Genomic DNA, 18,418 nt, shown 5'->3' on the forward strand with positions numbered 1-18,418 from the left:
ACGACCCCATGGCCGACGCGGTAGTTGTCGGGGGCGGTCCGGCCGGACTCATGGCGGCCATCTACCTGGCCCGCTTCCGCCGCTCGGTGGTGCTGGTCGATGCGGGCCAAAGCCGGATAGAAAAGACTCCTCGCTCGCACAACTATCCCGGTTTTGCGGACGGCATTCCGGGCGCGAAAGTGCGCGACATGCTGCGTGCGCAACTGCGCAGCTATCCGGTTCGCATCGTCCAGACTTTTGTAGAGCGGGCAGAGCGCACGCCGGACGGCTTTCGCCTGGCAACCCGGCAGGAGCCCATCGAGGGCAAGCGGCTGCTGCTTGCCACCGGCGTGACGGACATCCCGCCCGCCATGCCGCAGGTGCGGTCCGCGCTGGACGCAGGCGTGCTGCGCTATTGCCCGGTGTGCGACGCCTACGAGGTTGTCGGCAAGGCTGTTGGCGTGTATGCCAACGGCCCGGCCGGCGTGGCGGAGGCGATCTACCTGCGGCACTTCAGTGCCGACATCACGCTGTTCATGGCGCAAGGCGGGCCAGGCCTGGCTGCGGATGAGCGGCGCCGCCTGGCCGACGCCGGCATCCGCTGGAACGATGCGCCGGTCGATTCCATACGAAAGCACGGCGAACGCATCGAGGTGATGCATGCAGGCACCCGCACGTTGTGCGACACGCTCTATTGCGCGCTCGGCCTGACGGTGCACTCGCAGCTTGCGGTGGCGCTTGGCGCGTCGGTGGACGATACGGGGTATGTGCGGGTCGATGCGCATCACGCGACCGATGTGCCGGGCCTGTATGCAGCAGGCGATGTGTGCGCCGGCCTCAACCAGATTGCGGTGGCCATGGGTGGCGCGGCCGTGGCGGCTTCTGCCATTCACCGCGAACTCGGGCCCGACTGGCCGGCGCGTGCCGGCACCTGATGCAATGTGGGCCCTGTCCGACGAACCCTGTGGGTCTCTGCTTGCGCAGCGCTGTTGCCCGGCGCAGATGCTGACGCCGTATTCAAGAAGGAGCAACCGATGCTGGCAATGAACTACCGCGGCCCCTACCGGATTCGCGCGGTGCACAAGCCCGAACCCGAGATAGAGCACCCGGGCGATGCGATCGTGCGGGTAACGCGCTCATGCATTTGCGGGTCCGACCTGCACCTGTACCACGGCCTGGTGCCCGACACGCGCATCGGCTCCACCTTCGGGCATGAGTTCACCGGCGTGGTCGAAGAGGTGGGCTCGGCGGTGCAGCATTTGAAACCGGGCGACCACGTGCTGGTGCCCTTCAACATCTTTTGCGGCAGCTGCTACTTCTGCCAGAAAGAGCTCTACAGCAACTGCCACTCGACCAACCCCGAGGCCACGGCGGTAGGCGGCATCTACGGCTACTCGCACACGGCCGGCGGCTACGACGGCGGACAGGCCGAGTATGTGCGGGTGCCCATGGCTGACGTCGGCCCTACGGTGATTCCGGCGGACATGGACCTGGACGACGCCGTGCTGCTGACCGACGCATTGCCCACCGGCTACCAGGCCGCCGAGATGGGCGGCATTCGCGAGGGCGACACGGTGGTGATCTTCGGCGCCGGGCCGGTCGGCATCTTTGCGGCCAAGTCGGCCTGGCTGCTGGGTGCGGGCCGGGTGATCGTGGTGGACCACGTCGACTACCGCCTGGAGTTCGTGCGCTCGTACGCGCAGTGCGAGGTGATCGACTTCAAGCAGGTGGGCGACATGGCGATCCATATCAAGAAGATGACCGACGGCCTTGGCGCCGACGTGTGCGTCGACTGCGTGGGCTGCGAGGCCGCGGGCAACTTTGTCCAGACGCTGCTCGGCGTCAAGCTCAAGCTGCAGGGCGGCGCGGCCACGGTGCTGCACTGGTGCATCAACTCGGTTCGCAAGGGCGGCACCGTATCGATCGTCGGCGTCTATGGGCCCACCTTCAACGCCGTGCCCATTGGCAACGCGGTGAACAAGGGGCTCACGCTGCGCATGAACCAGGCCAGCGTGAAGCGGCACCTGCCGCGCCTCATCGAGCACATCCAGGCCGGCCGCATCGAGCCTCGCCGCGTGATCACTCACCGCATCGACCTGCGCGACGTGGCCGACGCGTATCACATCTTCTCGAGCAAACTCGACAACTGCATCAAGACCGTGCTGGTACCGCCCGGCATGGTGCGCGAAACGACCACCGCGGCCGCAAGCCTTTGATTGACGGGAGCGCACCAATGAACATGCCAGATCCCTCGAACACCCGTTCGCCGTCGCCCAGCCATGCGCACATCATCGGCTGGGGTGCCGACCTCGACCCCGCCATGCGTCCGGCCTACCCCAAGGAGCGCACGCCGCCGCGGCTGCCGCACCCGGTAGCGCCGGCAGAGCAGCAGCACTCGCATGCGGAGGTGCTTCATTCGACCGAGCGCCCCGGCATCACGCCCATCTTCGGGACCACCTTGCCGCCCTCCGGCTTGAGCGGCCGGCTGCGCCGCGTGGCGTTCCGGCATTCGGAGAACGACCTCCGGCACTGGCTCATGCTGCTGCTGGCAGACCGGGTGCAGATGGGCGAAGGCCTCATCGAAGACATCTCTCGCGGGCATGTGCCCAACATCTATGCCGAGATGGGCGGTCGCGCCGAACTCAGGCACAACCCGATGGGCGCTGCACGCAAGGTGGCCATCGGCGTTGCGGCGCTGGCGCTCGTGGCCGTGGCGCTCAAGGGCCGCGGACGGGCTCGCCGCCTGCGTGGATGAGTCCGCATCAGCGCAGCTTGCCGAGTCATCCCATCCTTCAGCACCAAACTTCCAGACGCCGGCGCGGCCGTGGCCAGCCCACTGCCGCCACCGCGGTCGACCGGGTGCTGCGCGAAGTGTTCGGCCACGAGCGCCTGCGGCCCGGCCAGCGCAGCGTGATCGACAGGGTGGTGGCGGGCGAATCGACGCTCGCCGTCATGCCCACGGGCGCCGGCAAGTCGCTGTGCTACCAGGTGCCCGCGGTCCTGGCCTCGGGACAGACCGTGGTGATATCGCCGCTGATCGCGCTCATGAAAGACCAGTGCGAAAAGCTCGATGCGAATGGCGTACGCGCCGTGCAGCTGAACAGCCTGTGCTCGGCCGATGAGATCGACGCCGCGGAAGCCGCCATTGCAGACGGCACGGCGCGCGTGATCTTCAGCACGCCCGAGCGATTGGCCGACGCTGCCTTTTTGAAACTGCTGCAGCAGCGGCCGACGTCTTTGCTGGTGGTCGACGAGGCGCATTGCATCTCGCAGTGGGGCCACGATTTTCGGCCCGCGTTCCTGGAGATTGGCGCGGCGGTGCGCGCGTTGCGCAAACCGGTGGTGCTGGCGCTCACGGCCACAGCCAACGACGAGGTGGCTGAAGAGATCATGGAGAAGCTCGGCATTGCGCGCGCGGGCCTCATCAACACGGGTGCCTACCGGCCCAACCTGCACTATGCGGTGGAGCCGATGATGCGCGAAGAAGACAAGCTGCAGCGTGCGCTTGCGCTGGTTGCGGGCCTCGAAGGCAGCGGCATTGTCTACACAGCGACGGTGAAGGCGGCCGAGTCGCTGGCGGCGCAGCTTGCGGAGGCGGGCGAATCGGTGGGCCTGTACCACGGCAAGCAGCGCTCGGGCGGGCGGCATGCGGCGCAAGACGCGTTCATGGCCGGCAAGCTCCGCGTGATGGTGGCCACCAATGCGTTCGGCATGGGCATCGACAAGCCGGACATCCGCTTTGTGCTGCACTACCAGGTGCCTTCGAGCCTTGACGCCTATTACCAGGAGTCCGGTCGCGCCGGGCGCGACGGCGAACGTGCGGACTGTGTGCTGCTCTACCTGCGACGCGACAAGGCGGTGCAGCAGTTCTTCCTGGCCGGCTGGTTGCCAGAGGCGGCCGAACTGCGGGCGCTGCAGCAGGTGCTTTCGAGTGCGCCTCCCGAGGAGGCCAAAGGCTGGACGGCGGCAGGGCTCCAGCAGCATGCGCGCCTGCCGCGCGGCAAGCTTCGCGTGTTGCTGAGCCTGCTGCGGCAGGAAGGCCTGCTGGAGCGCAACAGCGAGGGTTTGCTGCGCTGGGGAAAGAAGCCGCTGCTCGACGACGCCCAACTCGAGGCAATGCTCGGCGGCCACCGGCAAAAGCGCGAGCAGGACCGCGAGGCGCTCGAGCGCATGACCTTCTATGCAACGACTGGCATGTGCCGCTGGCAGGTGCTCCTCTCGGGGCTGGGCAGCGACGAGCTTGCGCAGCGCTGCGGTGCCTGCGACAACTGCGTGCGCCTGGCGAAGCACGACAAGGTGCAAGCGGCGCAAGCCACGCAAGATGCACAGCCGGAAGCGGTGGACGAAAAGGAGCCCGGCGCTTCGGCACGCGTTGCCTTTGCAAAAGGCGACTCGGTGCGCGTGCCGCGCTACGGTGTCGGGTCTGTGGCAGGTGCCGATGCGATCTCTGTCACCATCGAATTTGCCGATGGCAGCCAGCGCTGCTTTCAGCCCGAGTTCGTGAGCCCGGTGCCGGCGCGGCGAGGCGGCAGGGCCGCGCAGCGTCTGGTAACAGGGCGCGCGGGCCAGCGGTGAGAATCGATGGATGCATCAAGCAAATCATTTCTTCTCGCGTTTCAACCGCTTCGCATTGTTGGGCACGTCGACGGCAATAGCCGTGTTGCTGGCAAGCTGTGCGTCCGCTCCGTCAGCCACTGCGCCGAACCCGCCTGCGTCGTCAGCAACGGGTTCCCGGCCCGCAACGGCGCCCGCGGCACCTGGCACGGCGGGCGTTGACGATGCGGCTGCCGAACAGCGGTTCGCAAAATGGATTGCCGACTTTCGCACCAGGGCGCGCGCCGAAGGCATCAGCGATGCAACGCTGCACAGCGCGTTCGACCAGGTGCGTTATTTGCCGCGCGTGATCGAGCTCGACCGTGCACAACCCGAGTTCACGCGCACCGTGTGGGACTATCTGGACAACGCCGTCACGCCGCAGCGAGTGGCAACGGGGCAAGACAAGCTACTGCAGGTTCGCGCCGAGGCCGATGCGGCTGCCGCGCGCTACGGCGTGCCGCCCGCGGTGGTCGTTGCCATCTGGGGCATGGAAAGCAACTACGGCGGAAACTACGGCAACACGCCGGTCATCGATGCGCTGGCCACGCTCGGCTTTGAAGGGCGCCGCGAAGACTGGGCCAAACGCGAGCTGCTGGCGGCATTGAAGATTCTCGACAGCGGCGACATCGCACGCGACCGGATGATCGGTTCCTGGGCCGGGGCCATGGGCCAGACCCAGTTCCTGCCGTCCAACTTTCTGGCCTATGCGGTCGATGCCGACGGTGACGGCAAGCGCGACATCTGGGGCAGCATGCCCGATGTGGTGGCCTCTACCGCCAACTTTCTTTCGCGCTCGGGCTGGCAGGCTGGCGTGCCGTGGGGCGTGGAGGTGCGGTTGCCGCAGGGCTTCGACTACGGCCGCGCCGATACGTCGGTGCGCCAGTCGTCGGCGCAATGGGCGGCCGAGGGGCTGCGCGCCATCGACGACCAGCCGCTGCCGGAGTTTTCCGAAGCCACCGTGCTGCTGCCCGCGGGCGCGCGCGGGCCGGCCTTCCTGATCGGGCCGAACTTCAGAGCCGTGCTGCGCTACAACAACTCGACCAACTACGCGCTCGCGGTTGGCCTTCTTGCGCAGCGCCTGGGCGGCGGGCCTGGTGTGCAGGCGGCCTGGCCGCGTGATCTGCCGGCGCTCTCTCGCAGCCAGATGGTCGAGCTGCAAACCGCACTCAACCAGCGCGGCTTTGCAACCGGCACCGCCGACGGTGTGATGGGCCCCGCCACGCGCGAGGGGTTGCGCCGCTACCAGCGCAGCGTGGGCTTGCCCGCAGACGGCTACCCGAGCACCGAGTTGCTGCAGCGCCTGCAGCAGCCATAGCGCGGCTCGCAGCGGCCAACGCGCCTGCGAAACGAGCCCGAAGCCCGTTAAACTGGCATCGGGTGCGGGGCCGTTTCGTGGCGTCGCAGGTTCATGCGCTGGTCGGGCCGCCACGCGGACCGGTCACGCCAATCCCATGCAAGAACCCACCATCCAGTACATCGCCGCAGGCCTCTTCGCTGTCGCGCTCATCCACACCTTTGCCGCCAAGCAGTTCGAGCGGCTGTCGCACCGCTTTCCGCGCCACGCCGGCCTGTTCCACTTGCTGGGCGAGGTCGAAGTCGTGTTCGGCTTCTGGGCCATCGTGCTGGTCCTTGCCATGGCACTCGTGCTCGGCGGCGGCCCGGCGCTCGGCTATGCGGAATCGCGCAACTACACCGAGCCTCTGTTCGTCTTCGTGGTGATGGTGGTGGCTGCTTCGCGGCCGGTGCTGCGCACGGTCATGGCGTGCGTGAGCCTCGTCGCGCGCGTGCTGCCGGTGCCCACGCCCCTTGCCGCGGCGTGGCTCGGGCTGGCGGCCGTGCCGCTGCTGGGGTCGCTCATCACCGAGCCGGCGGCCATGACCATTGCAGCGTTGATGCTCGCGCCGCAGATCTTCAGGCCGCAGGTGCCCGAGGCGGTGAAGTACCTCGCGGCCGGCGTGCTGTTCGTCAACATATCGATCGGCGGCACGCTCACCTCATATGCCGCGCCGCCGGTGCTGATGGTGGCTTCGACGTGGCAGTGGGACAGCGCGTTCATGCTTGCCACCTTTGGCTGGAAGGCCGCAGTTGCCGTATTCATCAATGCGACGGTTGCAACCTTCGTGCTGCGCAGGCATCTGCCCAGCGCGTCTTCTGCCAATGCTGCGCTATCCGAAGCGCCCGTGCCGCCCGCCGTGGCCCTGGTTCACCTGGTGTTGCTTGCCGGCATTGTGCTTTTCGCTCATCACCCGGTCGCGTTTCTCGGGCTGTTCCTGATGTTCCTGGGGTTCACGCAAGCGTACGAACGCCACCAGAGCCCGTTGATCATCAAGGAGGCGCTGCTCGTCGGCTTCTTCCTGGCCGGGCTGGTGGTGCTGGGCGGCATGCAGCAGTGGTGGCTGGAGCCGGTGGTTTCCAGCCTGGAGCCGCTCGCCCTGTTCTTTGGCGCGCTCGGCCTCACCGCCATTACCGACAACGCCGCGCTCACCTACCTCGGTTCGCTGATCACGAACATCTCGGACGAATCCAAATACATGCTGGTTGCCGGCGCTGTAGCCGGCGGCGGCTTGACGGTGATTGCCAATGCGCCCAATCCCGCAGGCGTGGCTTTGCTGAAGCGCGGTTTCTCGGACGAGACCATCGGCGCGGGCGGGCTGCTGCTGGGGGCGCTGGGGCCCACAGTCGTGGCTGCCGCGGCATTCATGCTGCTGTAGAAGTCAGGCCTCCGCCGTGGGCGGCAATGAAGGAGACGAAAGGACACAGGAACATGTTCATGCGCTCTCGCACGGGCCTTGCCGCAGGTGCGGCAATCATGGCCCTGGCCTTTGCATCGGCCGGCTGCAGTCACACAGGCAGTGCCGGTTCAACGCAGGCAAGGGCGGAGCCGCCGCCCACCGATTGCCGCGCGTGGGTAGGCGTCGACCGCAACCAGGAGCTGCCCGGCTACCTGCTGCCGCAACCCGGCGGCCATATCGCTTGCGTGCCGCTCGGCGTTACGGCCCATCGCCCTCCCGCCGGATACAGGGGCGACTACTACGTCGACGAGTTCACCGATGCGCGGCTGAAGGAGCGCTGGCGCAACTGCAAGGCCGATGCCGCCTGCTTCGCACGCATCGATGCGCAGATGCAGCGCTGGCTTCCGCCGAACAAGGCACGCTCGACGCGCTCGACGGGCGTGGTCGATCCGTCCGGAAAAATCGATCCTGACGGCCCGGTGGACCTGCGGCAGATCCGCCGTCCGGCCTTCTTTGCGAAGGCTCCTTATGCCGAGGCCATTGCGCGGGCCGATGCCAGCACCTACATCGTGGAGTTCACCGTGCCGCGCGACACCTTCGAGCGCATCGAGCTGAAGATGACCGACCCGGTCAAGCTGCGCGGCTGGTACATCGAAGGCCGTGGTGTCGATGACGGCAAGGGCGGCACCACGCGCGCGCTGGTGGTCATGGCGCCGGGCGGCGGCGGGCAGCTCACTGCCATCCAGCACCCCGAAGAGAAGCCCTACCGCATCGACCCGGCCACGGGCAGGGCGGTGGACATCAGGTTTCCGAATGCCACCACCGAGACGATGGGGCAGCGCTGGTGGCGCGAGAACCTCGACGCGCTCAACCAGGCGGGCTTCGATGTGCTGGCCTATGACCGGCGGGGCGAGGGTATTTCGGGCGGGTTCAGCGACACCCACACGCTGGAGCAGGGCGAAGACGTGTTTCGCGTGCTGGCGCAGTTCGACACCGGCGAAGGCATGCGGCTTCTTGCGCCAGACGGGCGCGTGCTTGCGGGCGACGAGGCAGCGGGCAAGCTGCTGGGCGGCATGAAGTCGACCCGCATACCCATTCTGCTGGGTGGCTACTCGCGAGGCTCGATGTCGACGGCATGGGCCATGGCAAAGAACTTTTCGGGTGCATGCAGCTACGACATGCCAGTGCCTGAATGCGCCCCGCCCAAGGGGCTGGCCAATATCAGGGGCGCGATTCTGCTGGCCTCTTTTGCGAGCGGCGCGGGTTATCTGCCGTCGTCGCCCGACCTGGCCGACCGCAACCTGTTTCTCGGCGGAATGGTGGCGGACCATCACATCCAGTTCTATCCCAACTCGGCGTCGCTCGCGGGCATGCACAAGTGGCCGGCGGCGTTTTTCGGCAAGGGCCTGTGGGACCGTGCGGAAACGCTGGAAGGCACCGTTGCGGCCTACGACCGCATTCGCGGCGCGCGCGAAATCGTGGTGGCCCGTGGGCCCCATTCGATCGAGACCTGGCCGGAGAGCGATCGGCAGTATTTGCGCGAGCGGATGGTCGCGTTTGCCAGGGTGGCGATAGCCGGCGGCACTACGGTGCCGGGTGCCAAGCCTTGGGGCAACCTCAAGGATCTTGTGGCGACCACGCCTGACTCGTGGGAGCCGTCTTCTAAGCCGAAGGAACCCGAGCCGAAGGACCGCTGACACGATTCAAGCTTCGTCTTGACATTGTTTCCATCATGTTGGATATTATTCCGACATCATGGAAGAGCAATCATCAAGCCTCAACGAGCGCATCGCACAGCGCGTGCGAGACCTGCGTGCCCATCGGGGCCTTTCTCTGGACGCATTGGCCGCGCACTGCGGCGTGAGCCGCTCGATGATCTCGCTCATCGAACGCGGCGAAAGCAGCCCGACCGCGGTGCTGCTCGAAAAACTTGCCACCGGCCTTGGCGTTCCGCTGGCCTCGTTGTTCGACGCACCCCGGCCGGAGGCGGGGCCCGTGTCCCGCCTGGCCGACCAACCCCAATGGCGCGATCCGCATTCAGGTTACGTGCGCCGCAACGTGTCGCCCGCGGGCACTGCTTCGCCGATCCAGATTGTCGAAGTGCTGTTTCCACCCAAGGCCCGTGTGGCCTACGAAAGCGGGGCGCGCGACCCGCAGGTGCACCAGCAGGTGTGGGTGCTCGAAGGCACCATCGAAGCCACGCTGGGAGACGAACGCCACCGTCTCGATGCGGGCGACTGCCTGGCGCTGGTGCTCGACCGCCCCATGAGCTACTACAACCCGACCCGCAAGATTGCACGCTACGCCGTCGTGATCGCGACCTCGCCCTTTGCCTCAAGATGATCGTGGAGATGAGATGACAACAGATACGGCAACACTTGCGCCAGCCATTCGCGCTCTTTCCAGCGTCAACGACGCACACATCTGGCAACTGGCCGATGTGCTCGTCGATTGCGTGGAAGGCGGCGCATCCGTCAGCTTCATGCTGCCGCTCACGCGCGATCGCGCACTCGGCTTCTGGCAGCGGGTGGGAGAGGGCGTGGCACGCGGCGAACGCGCACTGCTGGTGGCCGAAGACGCGCAAGGCATTGTCGGAACCGTGCAGCTCGTGCTCGACCAGCCCGAGAACCAGCCGCATCGCGCCGAGGTTTCCAAGATGCTCGTGCACCGTCGGGCGAGGCGCCAGGGCGTGGGGGCGCTGCTGATGCAGGCTGTCGAGCAGCTTGCCCGCGACCACGGAAAGACCTTGCTCGTGCTCGATACATCCAGCGCCGAGGCCGAGCGGCTCTATGCCCGCCAGGGCTGGACGCGCGTCGGCGTGATTCCGGGCTTTGCACTGCTGCCGGGCGGCGAGCCGTGCGACACCACGTATTTCTACCGGGTGCTGGGCTAGCGTGGCCGGCGGGGCGCGAGGCCTGTCATCATTCGCGCCTGCATGAACCACGAAATGAGCCTCATGGATCTGTTCAATCGCGCCAGGCAGGTCCTGGCGGCGCCTGAGGGGGCGCTGCCGGGCAGCGCTGCCACACCCGAGGCCGGCTGCGTGATGTTCGTCGCACTGGGCGACGGCGCGAGCCGTGCGCGCGTCACGGTGGGGCGCGGCGGCACGGCCGAAGAGGCGTGGCAGAAAGCGAGCGATGCGGCACTTGCGCTCACACAGCGCATCGGCTTGCAGCCCCACCGCATTCGCGTGGAAATCGTCGACGAGGTCGAGCCCATGACATGGGGCGCATTGAAAGAGCGCCTGTCGCGCACCAAGCGCAACTACTTCAACCGGGGCGTGTCGTTCGACGTGAAGTTCGAAGTGGCGCTGCTCGCGCCGGAGATCAACGGCAGCGCCATCTTCTACAACGGCACCGTGGAGCATGCGGAACCCAACGCGGGCAACCTGCGCCTGCACGGCCAGAGGCGCTTCGGAACCGACATCGACTTTCCCGCTCATGATGACGCGCCGGTGTGGTGCTTCACAACCCGCGGCGCCTATGTGGACGGCGAGGGCGCATGGCCGCTTACGGCCAAGGGGCAGGCGGCGGGCTATCGAATGCTGCCTGAGTGGGGCGCGGCCCAGGTGCGCCAGATGGTAGACACGGCGAGCGACTATCTCGCCGCGCAGGTCAAGCCTTCGGGCGAGTTCTACTACGGTTGGTTTCCGTGTTTCGACCGGCCGATTCCCACCTACAACACGCTGCGCCATGCCAGCTCTACCTATGCGCTGCTCGAGGCCTGGGAGCTGACCCGCAGCGACAGCCAGAAGGCAGCCATCGACCGCTCGCTCGCCTTCCTGAAAGACCGGCTCATCCGCCAGGTCGACCTGCCCGACGGCACGCGCGCGGCCTACCTGCTCGACGTGGGAAATGAAATCAAGCTTGGGGGCAACGCGGTCTGCCTGCTGGCGCTGGTCAAGTACACCGAGCTCACCGGCGATGCGCAGTACCAGCCGCTCATGGAGCAACTTGCGCTCGGCATCCGGGCCATGCAAGACCCGGTGAGCGGGCGCTTCGTGCATGTGCTCAACCATCCGGCGCTCGACGTGAAGGATGCATTCCGCGTCATCTACTACGACGGCGAAGCGGCCTTCGGCCTGATGCGTCTCTATGGCCTCACGCGCGACGAGCGGTGGCTTGCCGTGGTCGAAAAAGCCTTTGAGCATTTCATTGCGGCGGAGCACTGGCGCGCCCATGACCACTGGCTGAGCTATTGCGTCAACGAACTCACGCGCTACAGGCCCGAAACGCGCTACTACCAGTTCGGCCTGCGCAACGTGGCCGACTACCTGGACTTTGTCCTGCAGCGCATCACCACTTTTCCGACCTTGCTCGAACTGATGATGGCCGCACGGGAAATGGTGGTGCGGCTCGATGCAGACCCCGCGCTGCGCCCGCTGCTCGAAGGGTTCGACCGCGACAAGTTCGACCGTGCGCTGGAGCACCGCGCGCGCTACCTGGCCAATGGTTATTTCTGGCCCGAGCTCGCAATGTTTTTCCGGAATCCCGACCGAGTGGCGGGTTCGTTCTTTATCAAGCATCACAGCTTCCGCGTTCGCATCGACGACGTGGAGCACTATCTTTCGGGCCTTGTCGCCTACTGGAAATATCGCCGATGAAAAGCAGCATCACCTCGCGCGAGTTCGGACGCATGCCCGACGGCCGCGCCGTGACCGAATACACCCTGGACAACGGCCGGGGCCTCAGCCTGAGTGCCATCAATCTTGGCGGCATCGTCACGGCGCTGCATGTGCCCGACCGCGATGGGCAAAGCGGCAACGTGGTGCTCGGCCTGCCCACGCTCGAGGACTACCTGAAGCCGCATCCGCACTTCGGCACCATCGTCGGGCGCTACGCCAATCGCATCGCGCGCGGGCGCTTCACGCTCGACGGCGTTGCGCACCAGCTTGCAGTGAACGACGGCGCCAACTCGCTGCATGGCGGGCACAAGGGCTTTGGTACGCGCTTCTGGCACATCGAAGAGGTGGTTGCTCCCGATTCCGCTGCCGACGAGATGGCCATCGAGCTGCGCTACACCAGTGCGGATGGCGAAGAGGGTTTTCCGGGCGAAGTGCAAGTGGCCGTGCGCTACGTGCTGGGCACCACCGAAAACACATGGCGCATCGACTACCGTGCCGTGACCGACCGGGCCACGGTGTTGAACCTGAGCCATCACGACTACTTCAACCTGGCAGGCGGCGGCGCGGTGCAAGACCACAGGTTGACGATTCCGGCGAGCCGCTTCTGCCCTGTGGACGCGGGGCTGATTCCGCTTGGCCTCGCGCCCGTCGAGGGAACCCCTTTCGACTTTCGCGTACCCACGCAAATCGGCGCGCGCATGGGCGAGCCGCATGAGCAGTTGCGCGTGGCCGGTGGTTATGACCATAACTGGGTGCTCGACCGCGAGCCATCTGGCATGGCTCTGGCGGCGCGCCTGGAGCACGAGCCCTCAGGCCGCGTGATGGAGGTGCTGACCACCGAGCCGGCGGTGCAGTTCTATTCAGGCAACTTTCTCGACGGCAGCATTCGCGGGCGCAGCGGGGAGAGCATTCGCCGGGGAGCGGGGCTGTGCCTGGAGACGCAGCACTACCCCGATTCGCCGAACCAGCCGGGCTTTCCTTCGACGGTGCTGCGGCCGGGGGAAGCGTTCAGCAGCAGCACGCTGCACCGCTTTGGCGTTGTTTGAATAACTAGGCCTTGGCCGCAGCCGCGCCGAACTCGGCGGCAGGCAGCCCCGGGCTCCCGACACGAACCGAGAACAGCGCACCCGCCAACGGCTCAGCTTCGATCTGCCCAGTCGTCAATCCGCTGCGCGCGGTCGTGATGTAAAGCGTGCACATGTCTTCACCGCCGAAGGCGCAGTCGGTAACGTTGCTTGCGGGCAGCTCGATTCGGCATAGCTCGGCGCCGCTCACCGGGTCATGGCAGCTCACGCAGTGGCCGCCCCAGCGCGCAATCCACAGCCGGCCGGCCGCATCGGTCGTCATGCCGTCGGGCAGGCCGTCGCCGTCGGCAAAGCGCAGCCATACACGCTTGTTGCTCACGGTGCCGGCTTCGCTGTCGAAGTCGTACGCATACACGCAGCCTTCGACGGTGGCGTTGAAATACATGGTGCGCCCGTCGAGCGACCACGTGGGGCCGTTGGTAACTGCAAAGCCGTCGTCGTGGCGCGTGCAGCGGCCGTCGGCATCGAAGCGATAGAGCGCACCAGTCGGCGCCACGCAGTCGAAGTCCATGGTGCCGCCCCAGAAGCGGCCCTTGCTGTCGCACTTGCCGTCGTTGAAGCGGTTGCCCGGCCGGTCGGGTTCGGGCTGGTGCAGGTAGCGCGGCTGCGCATCGGCTGCAGGGTCGAAGAGCGCGAAGCCGCGGCGCATGGTGACGATCAGCCCCGGCGCGCCCGCGCGCTCCGCCAGCGCGGTGATCTCTTCGTCGAAGGCCCAGCTCTGGCGCGCGCCGCTTTGCGGGTCGTACCTGTACAGGCGGCACTTGAGGATGTCGATCCAGTAGAGCGCCTGTTCGCGTGGCGACCACAGCGTGCCCTCGCCGAGCGTGGCTTCCGCCGGCCACAGGCATTCGGGCTGGCCGAGGATCGTTGGCGCGCCGATTGGCGCGGGCGTGGATGTGCTGCCGTTCTGAGTCATTGTTTTTGTGCCTTCGTTGTCTCGGTCCTTGACGCGGCGGATCGTATCAAGGCATATTGATAATAGAAATCAAAGTTTAAGGCATTGATTGATATCGATTTTGCAATGCCACTACCCGACCCTGGAGACACATACCTTGAAGGATTCCCCGAAGCTCTCGATCTACCCCAGCCTGGAGGGGCGCACCGTGTTCGTCACCGGCGGTGGCAGCGGCATTGGCGCGGCCATTGTTGCCGGGTTTGCCGCGCAGGGGGCCCGCGTGGCGTTCATCGACATTGCCGAAGACGCCAGCGCAGCCCTGGCGCAGCGCATTGCCGATGACGGCCATGCGGCGCCATGGTGGCGCGCCTGCGACGTGCGCGACATCGGCGCAATGCAAAAGGCCATTGCCGATGCGGCCGCCGAACTGGGCGACTTTGCCGTGCTGGTCAACAACGTGGCAAGCGACGATCGCCACACGCTCGAGTCGGTCACGCCCGACTACTACGACAACCGCATGGCCATCAACGAGCGGCCGGCGCTGTTCGCCATCCAGTCGGTGGTGCCGGGCATGCGGCGGCTGGGTTTCGGCTCGGTGGTCAACCTGGGTTCCACGGGCTGGCAGACCAAGGGCTCGGGCTATCCGTGCTACGCCATTGCGAAGTCTTCGGTCAACGGGCTCACGCGCGGACTGGCGGTGGACCTGGGCCGCGACCGCATCCGCATCAACACCGTGTCGCCCGGCTGGGTAATGACCGACCGCCAGGTGAAGCTGTGGCTCGACGACGAGGGCGAGCAATCGCTCAAGCGCAACCAGTGCCTGCCCGACAAGCTCATGCCCGAAGACATCGCACGCATGGTGCTGTTTCTCGCGTCCGACGACGCGAAGATGTGCACCGCGCAAGAGTTCACGGTGGACGCGGGCTGGACCTGATCGGTCAGTCCATCTCGAGCTTGCGTCCGTAGACGCTGAAGCTTGCGGTCTTCAGCGCCTTCATCATCACCTTTGCCGCCGGCGAGAGCAGCCGGTCGGTGCGCGTGATGATGCCGAAGGCGTCCATGTGGCAGGGCATGTCCAGCGGCAGCAGCGACACGATGCCGTGCGCGGCGTAGTAGCGCGCCACGTCGCTGGCGAGCACGGCCACCATGTCGCTTTGCTGCAGCATGCGCGTGATGAAGAGCAGCGCCGAACTCTCGATGACGTTGCCCGGCGGCGAAAGCCCTTCTTCCTGGAACATCAGCTCGAAGCGGTGCCGCAGCACGCTACCCGCGGGCGGCACGATCCAGCCGGCGCCCACCACGTCGCGCAGGGTAAGGCTGCTCACGCCCAGCAGCGGGTGGCCGGGGCGCACAAGCGCGCACACCGGCTCTTCGGCCAGCGCTTCGTAGCGCAGCTGCGACTTGTCGTGCTCGGCGAAGAGCCGCGCCACGAGGATGTCGAGCTTGCCTTGCTCGAGCCGGTCGATCAGCACCGCGCTGGTCTCGATCTCGAGCGACACGCGCAGGTCGGGCTGTTCGCGCTTCACCATGGCCACCGCGGGCGGCATCAGCGTAAGGCCCGGCGCGGTAATGGCGCCCACGCCCACCTGGCCGAAGCGGCCCGCCTTGAGCGCGGTGAGCTCGTCGTGCGCCTGGTTCAGGCTGGCCAGCGCAACGCGGGCGTGGCGGATCATGGTTTCGCCATACCAGGTGGGGCGCATGCCGCGGGGCAGGCGGTCGAACAGCGGCACCTCCAGCACGTCTTCCAGGTCTTTCAGCAGCTTGGACGCTGCGGGCTGCGTCATGTTGAGCACCTGCGCCGCGCGGTGGATGTTGCCTTCCTCCGCCAGGGCGACCAGCAAAAGCAGCTGCCGCGTCTTGAGGCGGGCGCGGATGAACCAGTGGTTGTAGTTGGTCATTTGTTATTGAAACTTTGGGCTGCCCGGGTTTTCCAGAATCCAGCGATTGATATGCATTTTGTCGAAAAAATGATTGGATTGATATCAATTCTGTTCCTAGACTCGCGGCACTTCAAAACGAGAGACAAGGCGCAGGGTGATCCACGGCGAGCTCCATCAGAGCGTGCGGCAATACATCAATGGCCGCTGGGAAACCAGCGCAACCACGGGTGTGAGCGCCAATCCTTCGGACACCAGCGAAGTGGTGGCCGAGTACGCACGTGCCGACCGCCGCCAGGTAGAAGTTGCCGTCCGCGCCGCCGCCGACGCCTTTCCGCACTGGAGCCACAGCACGCCCCAACGCAGGGCCGACGTGCTCGACCGCATCGGCACGGAGCTGCTGGCGCGCCGGGACGAGCTCGGCCTGCTGCTGGCACGCGAAGTCGGCAAGACCCTGCCTGAAGCGGTGGCCGAGGCCACGCGCGCCGGTCAGACCTTCAAGTTTTTTGCCGGCGAGGCGATGCGGGGCGGCGGCGAAAACATGGCTTCGCTGCGAGCCGGCGTGCAGGTCGACGTTACGCGTGAGCCGGTGGGCGTGGCGGGGCTCATCACGCCGTGGAACTCCCCGCTCGCAGTGCCCGCCACCAAGATTGCGCCTGCGCTTGCGCATGGCAACAGCGTGGTGTTCAAGCCGGCCGAGCTGGTGCCGGCCTGCGGCTGGACGCTGGCCGAAATCATCAGCCGTGCCGCATTGCCGGCGGGCGTTTTCAACCTGGTAATGGGTAGCGGCCGCGAGGCGGGGCAGGCGCTGGTCGACAGCCCGCTGGTCGATGCGGTGAGCTTTACCGGCTCGGCGCGCAACGGCGAACGCATTCTGCAGACGGCCGCCGCACGGCGCGCCAAGGTGCAGCTGGAGATGGGCGGCAAGAACGCGCTCGTGGTGCTGGCCGATGCCGACATCGATCACGCGGTCGATTGCGCGGTGCAGGGCGCCTACTTTTCGAACGGACAACGCTGCACGGCGTCGAGCCGGCTCATTGTCGAAGCCGCGGTGCACGACGCTTTTGTTGCGCGGCTGCGCCAGCGGCTCAAGGCGCTGAAGATCGGCCACGCGCTGGAGCGCGGCGTGGACATCGGCCCCCTGATCGATGAAGAGCGGCTTGCGCGCACTTTGGCCTGGGTCGAGGTTGCCCGCGAAGAGGGCGCCGAACACGTGTGGGGCGGAGAGCGGCTCAAGCGCGCCACCGAGGGCCACTACATGAGCCCGGCACTGTTTCTTGCCAGGCCCGGGCACCGCATTGCGCGCGAAGAAATCTTCGGCCCGCTGGCGTGCGTGCTGCGCGCTGCCGACTACGAAGAGGCGCTGGCGCTGTGCAACGACACGCCGTCGGGCCTGAGCGCGGGCATTTGCACCAACTCGCTCAAGCACGCGATGCATTTCAGGCGGCATGCCGAGGTCGGCATGACGATGGTCAATCTGCCGACCGCGGGGGTGGACTTCCACGTGCCCTTCGGCGGCCGCAAGGGGTCGGGCTACGGGCCGCGCGAACAAGGGCGCCATGCCGCGGAGTTCTACACGACGGTCAAGACCGGCTTCATGCTGGCCTGACCACCACGGACGGTTTTCAACAAGCACTTAGAAAGAAGGAGACAGCCATGACACTCAATCGCCGCACCCTCAACATCGCGCTCGCCGCAGCTTCGCTCGGCGGCCTCCTGCCCGCCACTGCGCTGGCGCAGAAAAAAATCGTGCTGGGCTTCAGCCAGGTCGGCGCCGAAAGCGAATGGCGCACCGCCAACACCGAGTCGATCAAGTCTTCCGCCAAGGAGGCAGGCATCGAGCTGAAGTTTTCCGACGCGCAGCAAAAGCAGGAAAACCAGATCAAGGCCATTCGCTCGTTCATTGCGCAGAAGGTCGACGTGATCGCCTTCTCCCCGGTGGTCGAGTCGGGCTGGGAAACCGTGCTGCGCGAAGCCAAGGCCGCAAAGATTCCGGTGGTGCTGACCGACCGCTCGGTCAACACCAAGGACGACTCGCTCTACGTCACCTTCATGGGCTCCGACTTCGTCGAGGAAGGCCGCAAGGCCGGCCGCTGGCTGGTCGAGAAGATGAAGGACCAGAAGGGCGAAGTGAACATCGTCGAGCTGCAGGGCACCGTGGGCTCGGCTCCGGCCATCGACCGCAAGAAGGGTTTCGAGGAAATCATCAAGGCCGATCCCAAGTTCAAGATCGTGCGCTCGCAAACCGGCGACTTCACCCGTGCCAAGGGCAAGGAAGTGATGGAAGCCTTCCTCAAGGCCGAGGGCAAGAAGATCAACGTGCTGTACGCGCACAACGACGACATGGCCATCGGCGCCATCCAGGCCATCGAGGAAGCGGGCCTGAAGCCTGCCAAGGACATCACGATCATCTCGATCGACGCCGTCAAGGGCGCCTTCGAAGCCATGATCGCCGGCAAGCTCAACGTGTCGGTCGAATGCAGCCCGCTGCTCGGCCCGCAGCTGATGAGCGCCGTGAAAGACATCAAGGCCGGCAAGCAGTTGCCCAAGCGCATCGTGACCGAAGAGACGATCTTCCCGATGGAAGTCGCCGCCAAAGAGTTTCCCAATCGCAAGTACTGAGAGCCACA

General features: G+C 66.2%; 16 protein-coding genes. 14 read left to right on the forward strand and 2 right to left on the reverse strand.

Annotated elements, in window-relative coordinates; genetic code table 11:
- Positions 1–8: 8 nt before the first annotated feature.
- The 11 genes from J2X67_RS00340 to J2X67_RS00390 all read left to right on the forward strand — a co-directional run bounded on the left by J2X67_RS00340 (position 9) and on the right by J2X67_RS00390 (position 12,977).
- Positions 9–914 carry an NAD(P)/FAD-dependent oxidoreductase gene (locus J2X67_RS00340; RefSeq protein ID WP_309949495.1) on the forward strand — a complete coding sequence of 302 codons (906 nt, stop codon included), beginning with the start codon at positions 9–11 and terminating at the stop codon, positions 912–914.
- A gap of 99 nt (positions 915–1,013) precedes the next feature.
- Positions 1,014–2,195 carry a zinc-dependent alcohol dehydrogenase gene (locus J2X67_RS00345; RefSeq protein WP_309949497.1) on the forward strand — a complete coding sequence of 394 codons (1,182 nt, stop codon included), beginning with the start codon at positions 1,014–1,016 and terminating at the stop codon, positions 2,193–2,195.
- A 17-nt stretch (positions 2,196–2,212) separates the two neighbouring features.
- Entirely contained in the window at positions 2,213–2,734 is a 522-nt protein-coding gene (locus tag J2X67_RS00350; RefSeq protein ID WP_309949499.1) for a hypothetical protein, read from the forward strand.
- Positions 2,735–2,751: 17 nt separating this feature from the next.
- Complete coding sequence (locus J2X67_RS00355; protein WP_309949500.1) at positions 2,752–4,554, forward strand: ATP-dependent DNA helicase RecQ; 1,803 nt, start codon at positions 2,752–2,754, stop codon at positions 4,552–4,554.
- Between the two features lie 10 nt (positions 4,555–4,564).
- Positions 4,565–5,890 (forward strand): lytic murein transglycosylase, encoded by a 1,326-nt coding sequence (locus tag J2X67_RS00360; protein WP_309949502.1) that lies wholly within the window; start codon positions 4,565–4,567, stop codon positions 5,888–5,890.
- Between the two features lie 136 nt (positions 5,891–6,026).
- Positions 6,027–7,286 (forward strand): putative Na+/H+ antiporter, encoded by a 1,260-nt coding sequence (locus J2X67_RS00365; RefSeq protein WP_309949504.1) that lies wholly within the window; start codon positions 6,027–6,029, stop codon positions 7,284–7,286.
- A 53-nt stretch (positions 7,287–7,339) separates the two neighbouring features.
- Positions 7,340–9,004, forward strand: coding sequence for an alpha/beta fold hydrolase (locus J2X67_RS00370; protein WP_409050451.1), 1,665 nt, complete (start codon positions 7,340–7,342; stop codon positions 9,002–9,004).
- 58 nt (positions 9,005–9,062) lie between these two features.
- Positions 9,063–9,650, forward strand: a complete 588-nt coding sequence (locus tag J2X67_RS00375) for an XRE family transcriptional regulator (protein WP_309949506.1) — start codon at positions 9,063–9,065, stop codon at positions 9,648–9,650.
- A gap of 13 nt (positions 9,651–9,663) precedes the next feature.
- Positions 9,664–10,200 carry a GNAT family N-acetyltransferase gene (locus J2X67_RS00380; RefSeq protein WP_309949508.1) on the forward strand — a complete coding sequence of 179 codons (537 nt, stop codon included), beginning with the start codon at positions 9,664–9,666 and terminating at the stop codon, positions 10,198–10,200.
- A gap of 63 nt (positions 10,201–10,263) precedes the next feature.
- The gene (locus J2X67_RS00385; protein ID WP_309949509.1) at positions 10,264–11,910 is read left to right on the forward strand and encodes a Mur ligase; all 1,647 of its coding nucleotides are present in this window, start codon (positions 10,264–10,266) and stop codon (positions 11,908–11,910) included.
- Entirely contained in the window at positions 11,907–12,977 is a 1,071-nt protein-coding gene (locus tag J2X67_RS00390) for an aldose epimerase family protein (protein WP_309949511.1), read from the forward strand. Before J2X67_RS00385 ends, J2X67_RS00390 begins: the two co-directional genes overlap by 4 nt.
- Before the next feature lie 4 nt (positions 12,978–12,981).
- On the opposite strand, the gene J2X67_RS00395 is transcribed toward J2X67_RS00390, so the two are convergent.
- Positions 12,982–13,932: an SMP-30/gluconolactonase/LRE family protein gene (locus J2X67_RS00395; protein ID WP_309949512.1), complete on the reverse strand. Its 951-nt coding sequence runs from the start codon at positions 13,930–13,932 to the stop codon at positions 12,982–12,984.
- A 136-nt stretch (positions 13,933–14,068) separates the two neighbouring features.
- On the opposite strand from J2X67_RS00395, the gene J2X67_RS00400 reads away from it, so the two are divergent.
- A complete protein-coding gene (locus J2X67_RS00400) occupies positions 14,069–14,845 on the forward strand; it encodes an SDR family oxidoreductase (protein WP_309949513.1) in 777 nt (258 codons plus the stop codon).
- A gap of 4 nt (positions 14,846–14,849) precedes the next feature.
- On the opposite strand, the gene J2X67_RS00405 is transcribed toward J2X67_RS00400, so the two are convergent.
- A complete protein-coding gene (locus J2X67_RS00405) occupies positions 14,850–15,809 on the reverse strand; it encodes a LysR family transcriptional regulator (RefSeq protein ID WP_309949515.1) in 960 nt (319 codons plus the stop codon).
- Positions 15,810–15,945: 136 nt separating this feature from the next.
- Between J2X67_RS00405 and J2X67_RS00410 the strand changes: the two genes are divergently transcribed.
- Positions 15,946–17,397 (forward strand): aldehyde dehydrogenase family protein, encoded by a 1,452-nt coding sequence (locus tag J2X67_RS00410; protein WP_309949517.1) that lies wholly within the window; start codon positions 15,946–15,948, stop codon positions 17,395–17,397.
- A 47-nt stretch (positions 17,398–17,444) separates the two neighbouring features.
- Positions 17,445–18,410, forward strand: a complete 966-nt coding sequence (locus tag J2X67_RS00415; protein ID WP_309949518.1) for an ABC transporter substrate-binding protein — start codon at positions 17,445–17,447, stop codon at positions 18,408–18,410.
- The last annotated feature ends 8 nt before the right edge of the window (positions 18,411–18,418 follow it).

This window comes from Variovorax sp. 3319, from assembly GCF_031456585.1.
Taxonomy (GTDB): domain Bacteria; phylum Pseudomonadota; class Gammaproteobacteria; order Burkholderiales; family Burkholderiaceae_C; genus Variovorax; species Variovorax paradoxus_P.

What these genes read in the sequence shown, in the direction of transcription:
- J2X67_RS00395 (WP_309949512.1), bottom strand. Translation starts at nt 13,932, where the DNA reads ATGACTCAGAACGGCAGCACATCCACGCCCGCGCCAATCGGCGCGCCA.
- J2X67_RS00370 (WP_409050451.1), top strand. Translation starts at nt 7,340, where the DNA reads ATGTTCATGCGCTCTCGCACGGGCCTTGCCGCAGGTGCGGCAATCATG.
- J2X67_RS00350 (WP_309949499.1), top strand. Translation starts at nt 2,213, where the DNA reads ATGAACATGCCAGATCCCTCGAACACCCGTTCGCCGTCGCCCAGCCAT.
- J2X67_RS00340 (WP_309949495.1), top strand. Translation starts at nt 9, where the DNA reads ATGGCCGACGCGGTAGTTGTCGGGGGCGGTCCGGCCGGACTCATGGCG.
- J2X67_RS00375 (WP_309949506.1), top strand. Translation starts at nt 9,063, where the DNA reads ATGGAAGAGCAATCATCAAGCCTCAACGAGCGCATCGCACAGCGCGTG.
- J2X67_RS00390 (WP_309949511.1), top strand. Translation starts at nt 11,907, where the DNA reads ATGAAAAGCAGCATCACCTCGCGCGAGTTCGGACGCATGCCCGACGGC.
- J2X67_RS00415 (WP_309949518.1), top strand. Translation starts at nt 17,445, where the DNA reads ATGACACTCAATCGCCGCACCCTCAACATCGCGCTCGCCGCAGCTTCG.
- J2X67_RS00380 (WP_309949508.1), top strand. Translation starts at nt 9,664, where the DNA reads ATGACAACAGATACGGCAACACTTGCGCCAGCCATTCGCGCTCTTTCC.
- J2X67_RS00360 (WP_309949502.1), top strand. Translation starts at nt 4,565, where the DNA reads ATGCATCAAGCAAATCATTTCTTCTCGCGTTTCAACCGCTTCGCATTG.
- J2X67_RS00365 (WP_309949504.1), top strand. Translation starts at nt 6,027, where the DNA reads ATGCAAGAACCCACCATCCAGTACATCGCCGCAGGCCTCTTCGCTGTC.
- J2X67_RS00405 (WP_309949515.1), bottom strand. Translation starts at nt 15,809, where the DNA reads ATGACCAACTACAACCACTGGTTCATCCGCGCCCGCCTCAAGACGCGG.
- J2X67_RS00385 (WP_309949509.1), top strand. Translation starts at nt 10,264, where the DNA reads ATGGATCTGTTCAATCGCGCCAGGCAGGTCCTGGCGGCGCCTGAGGGG.
- J2X67_RS00345 (WP_309949497.1), top strand. Translation starts at nt 1,014, where the DNA reads ATGCTGGCAATGAACTACCGCGGCCCCTACCGGATTCGCGCGGTGCAC.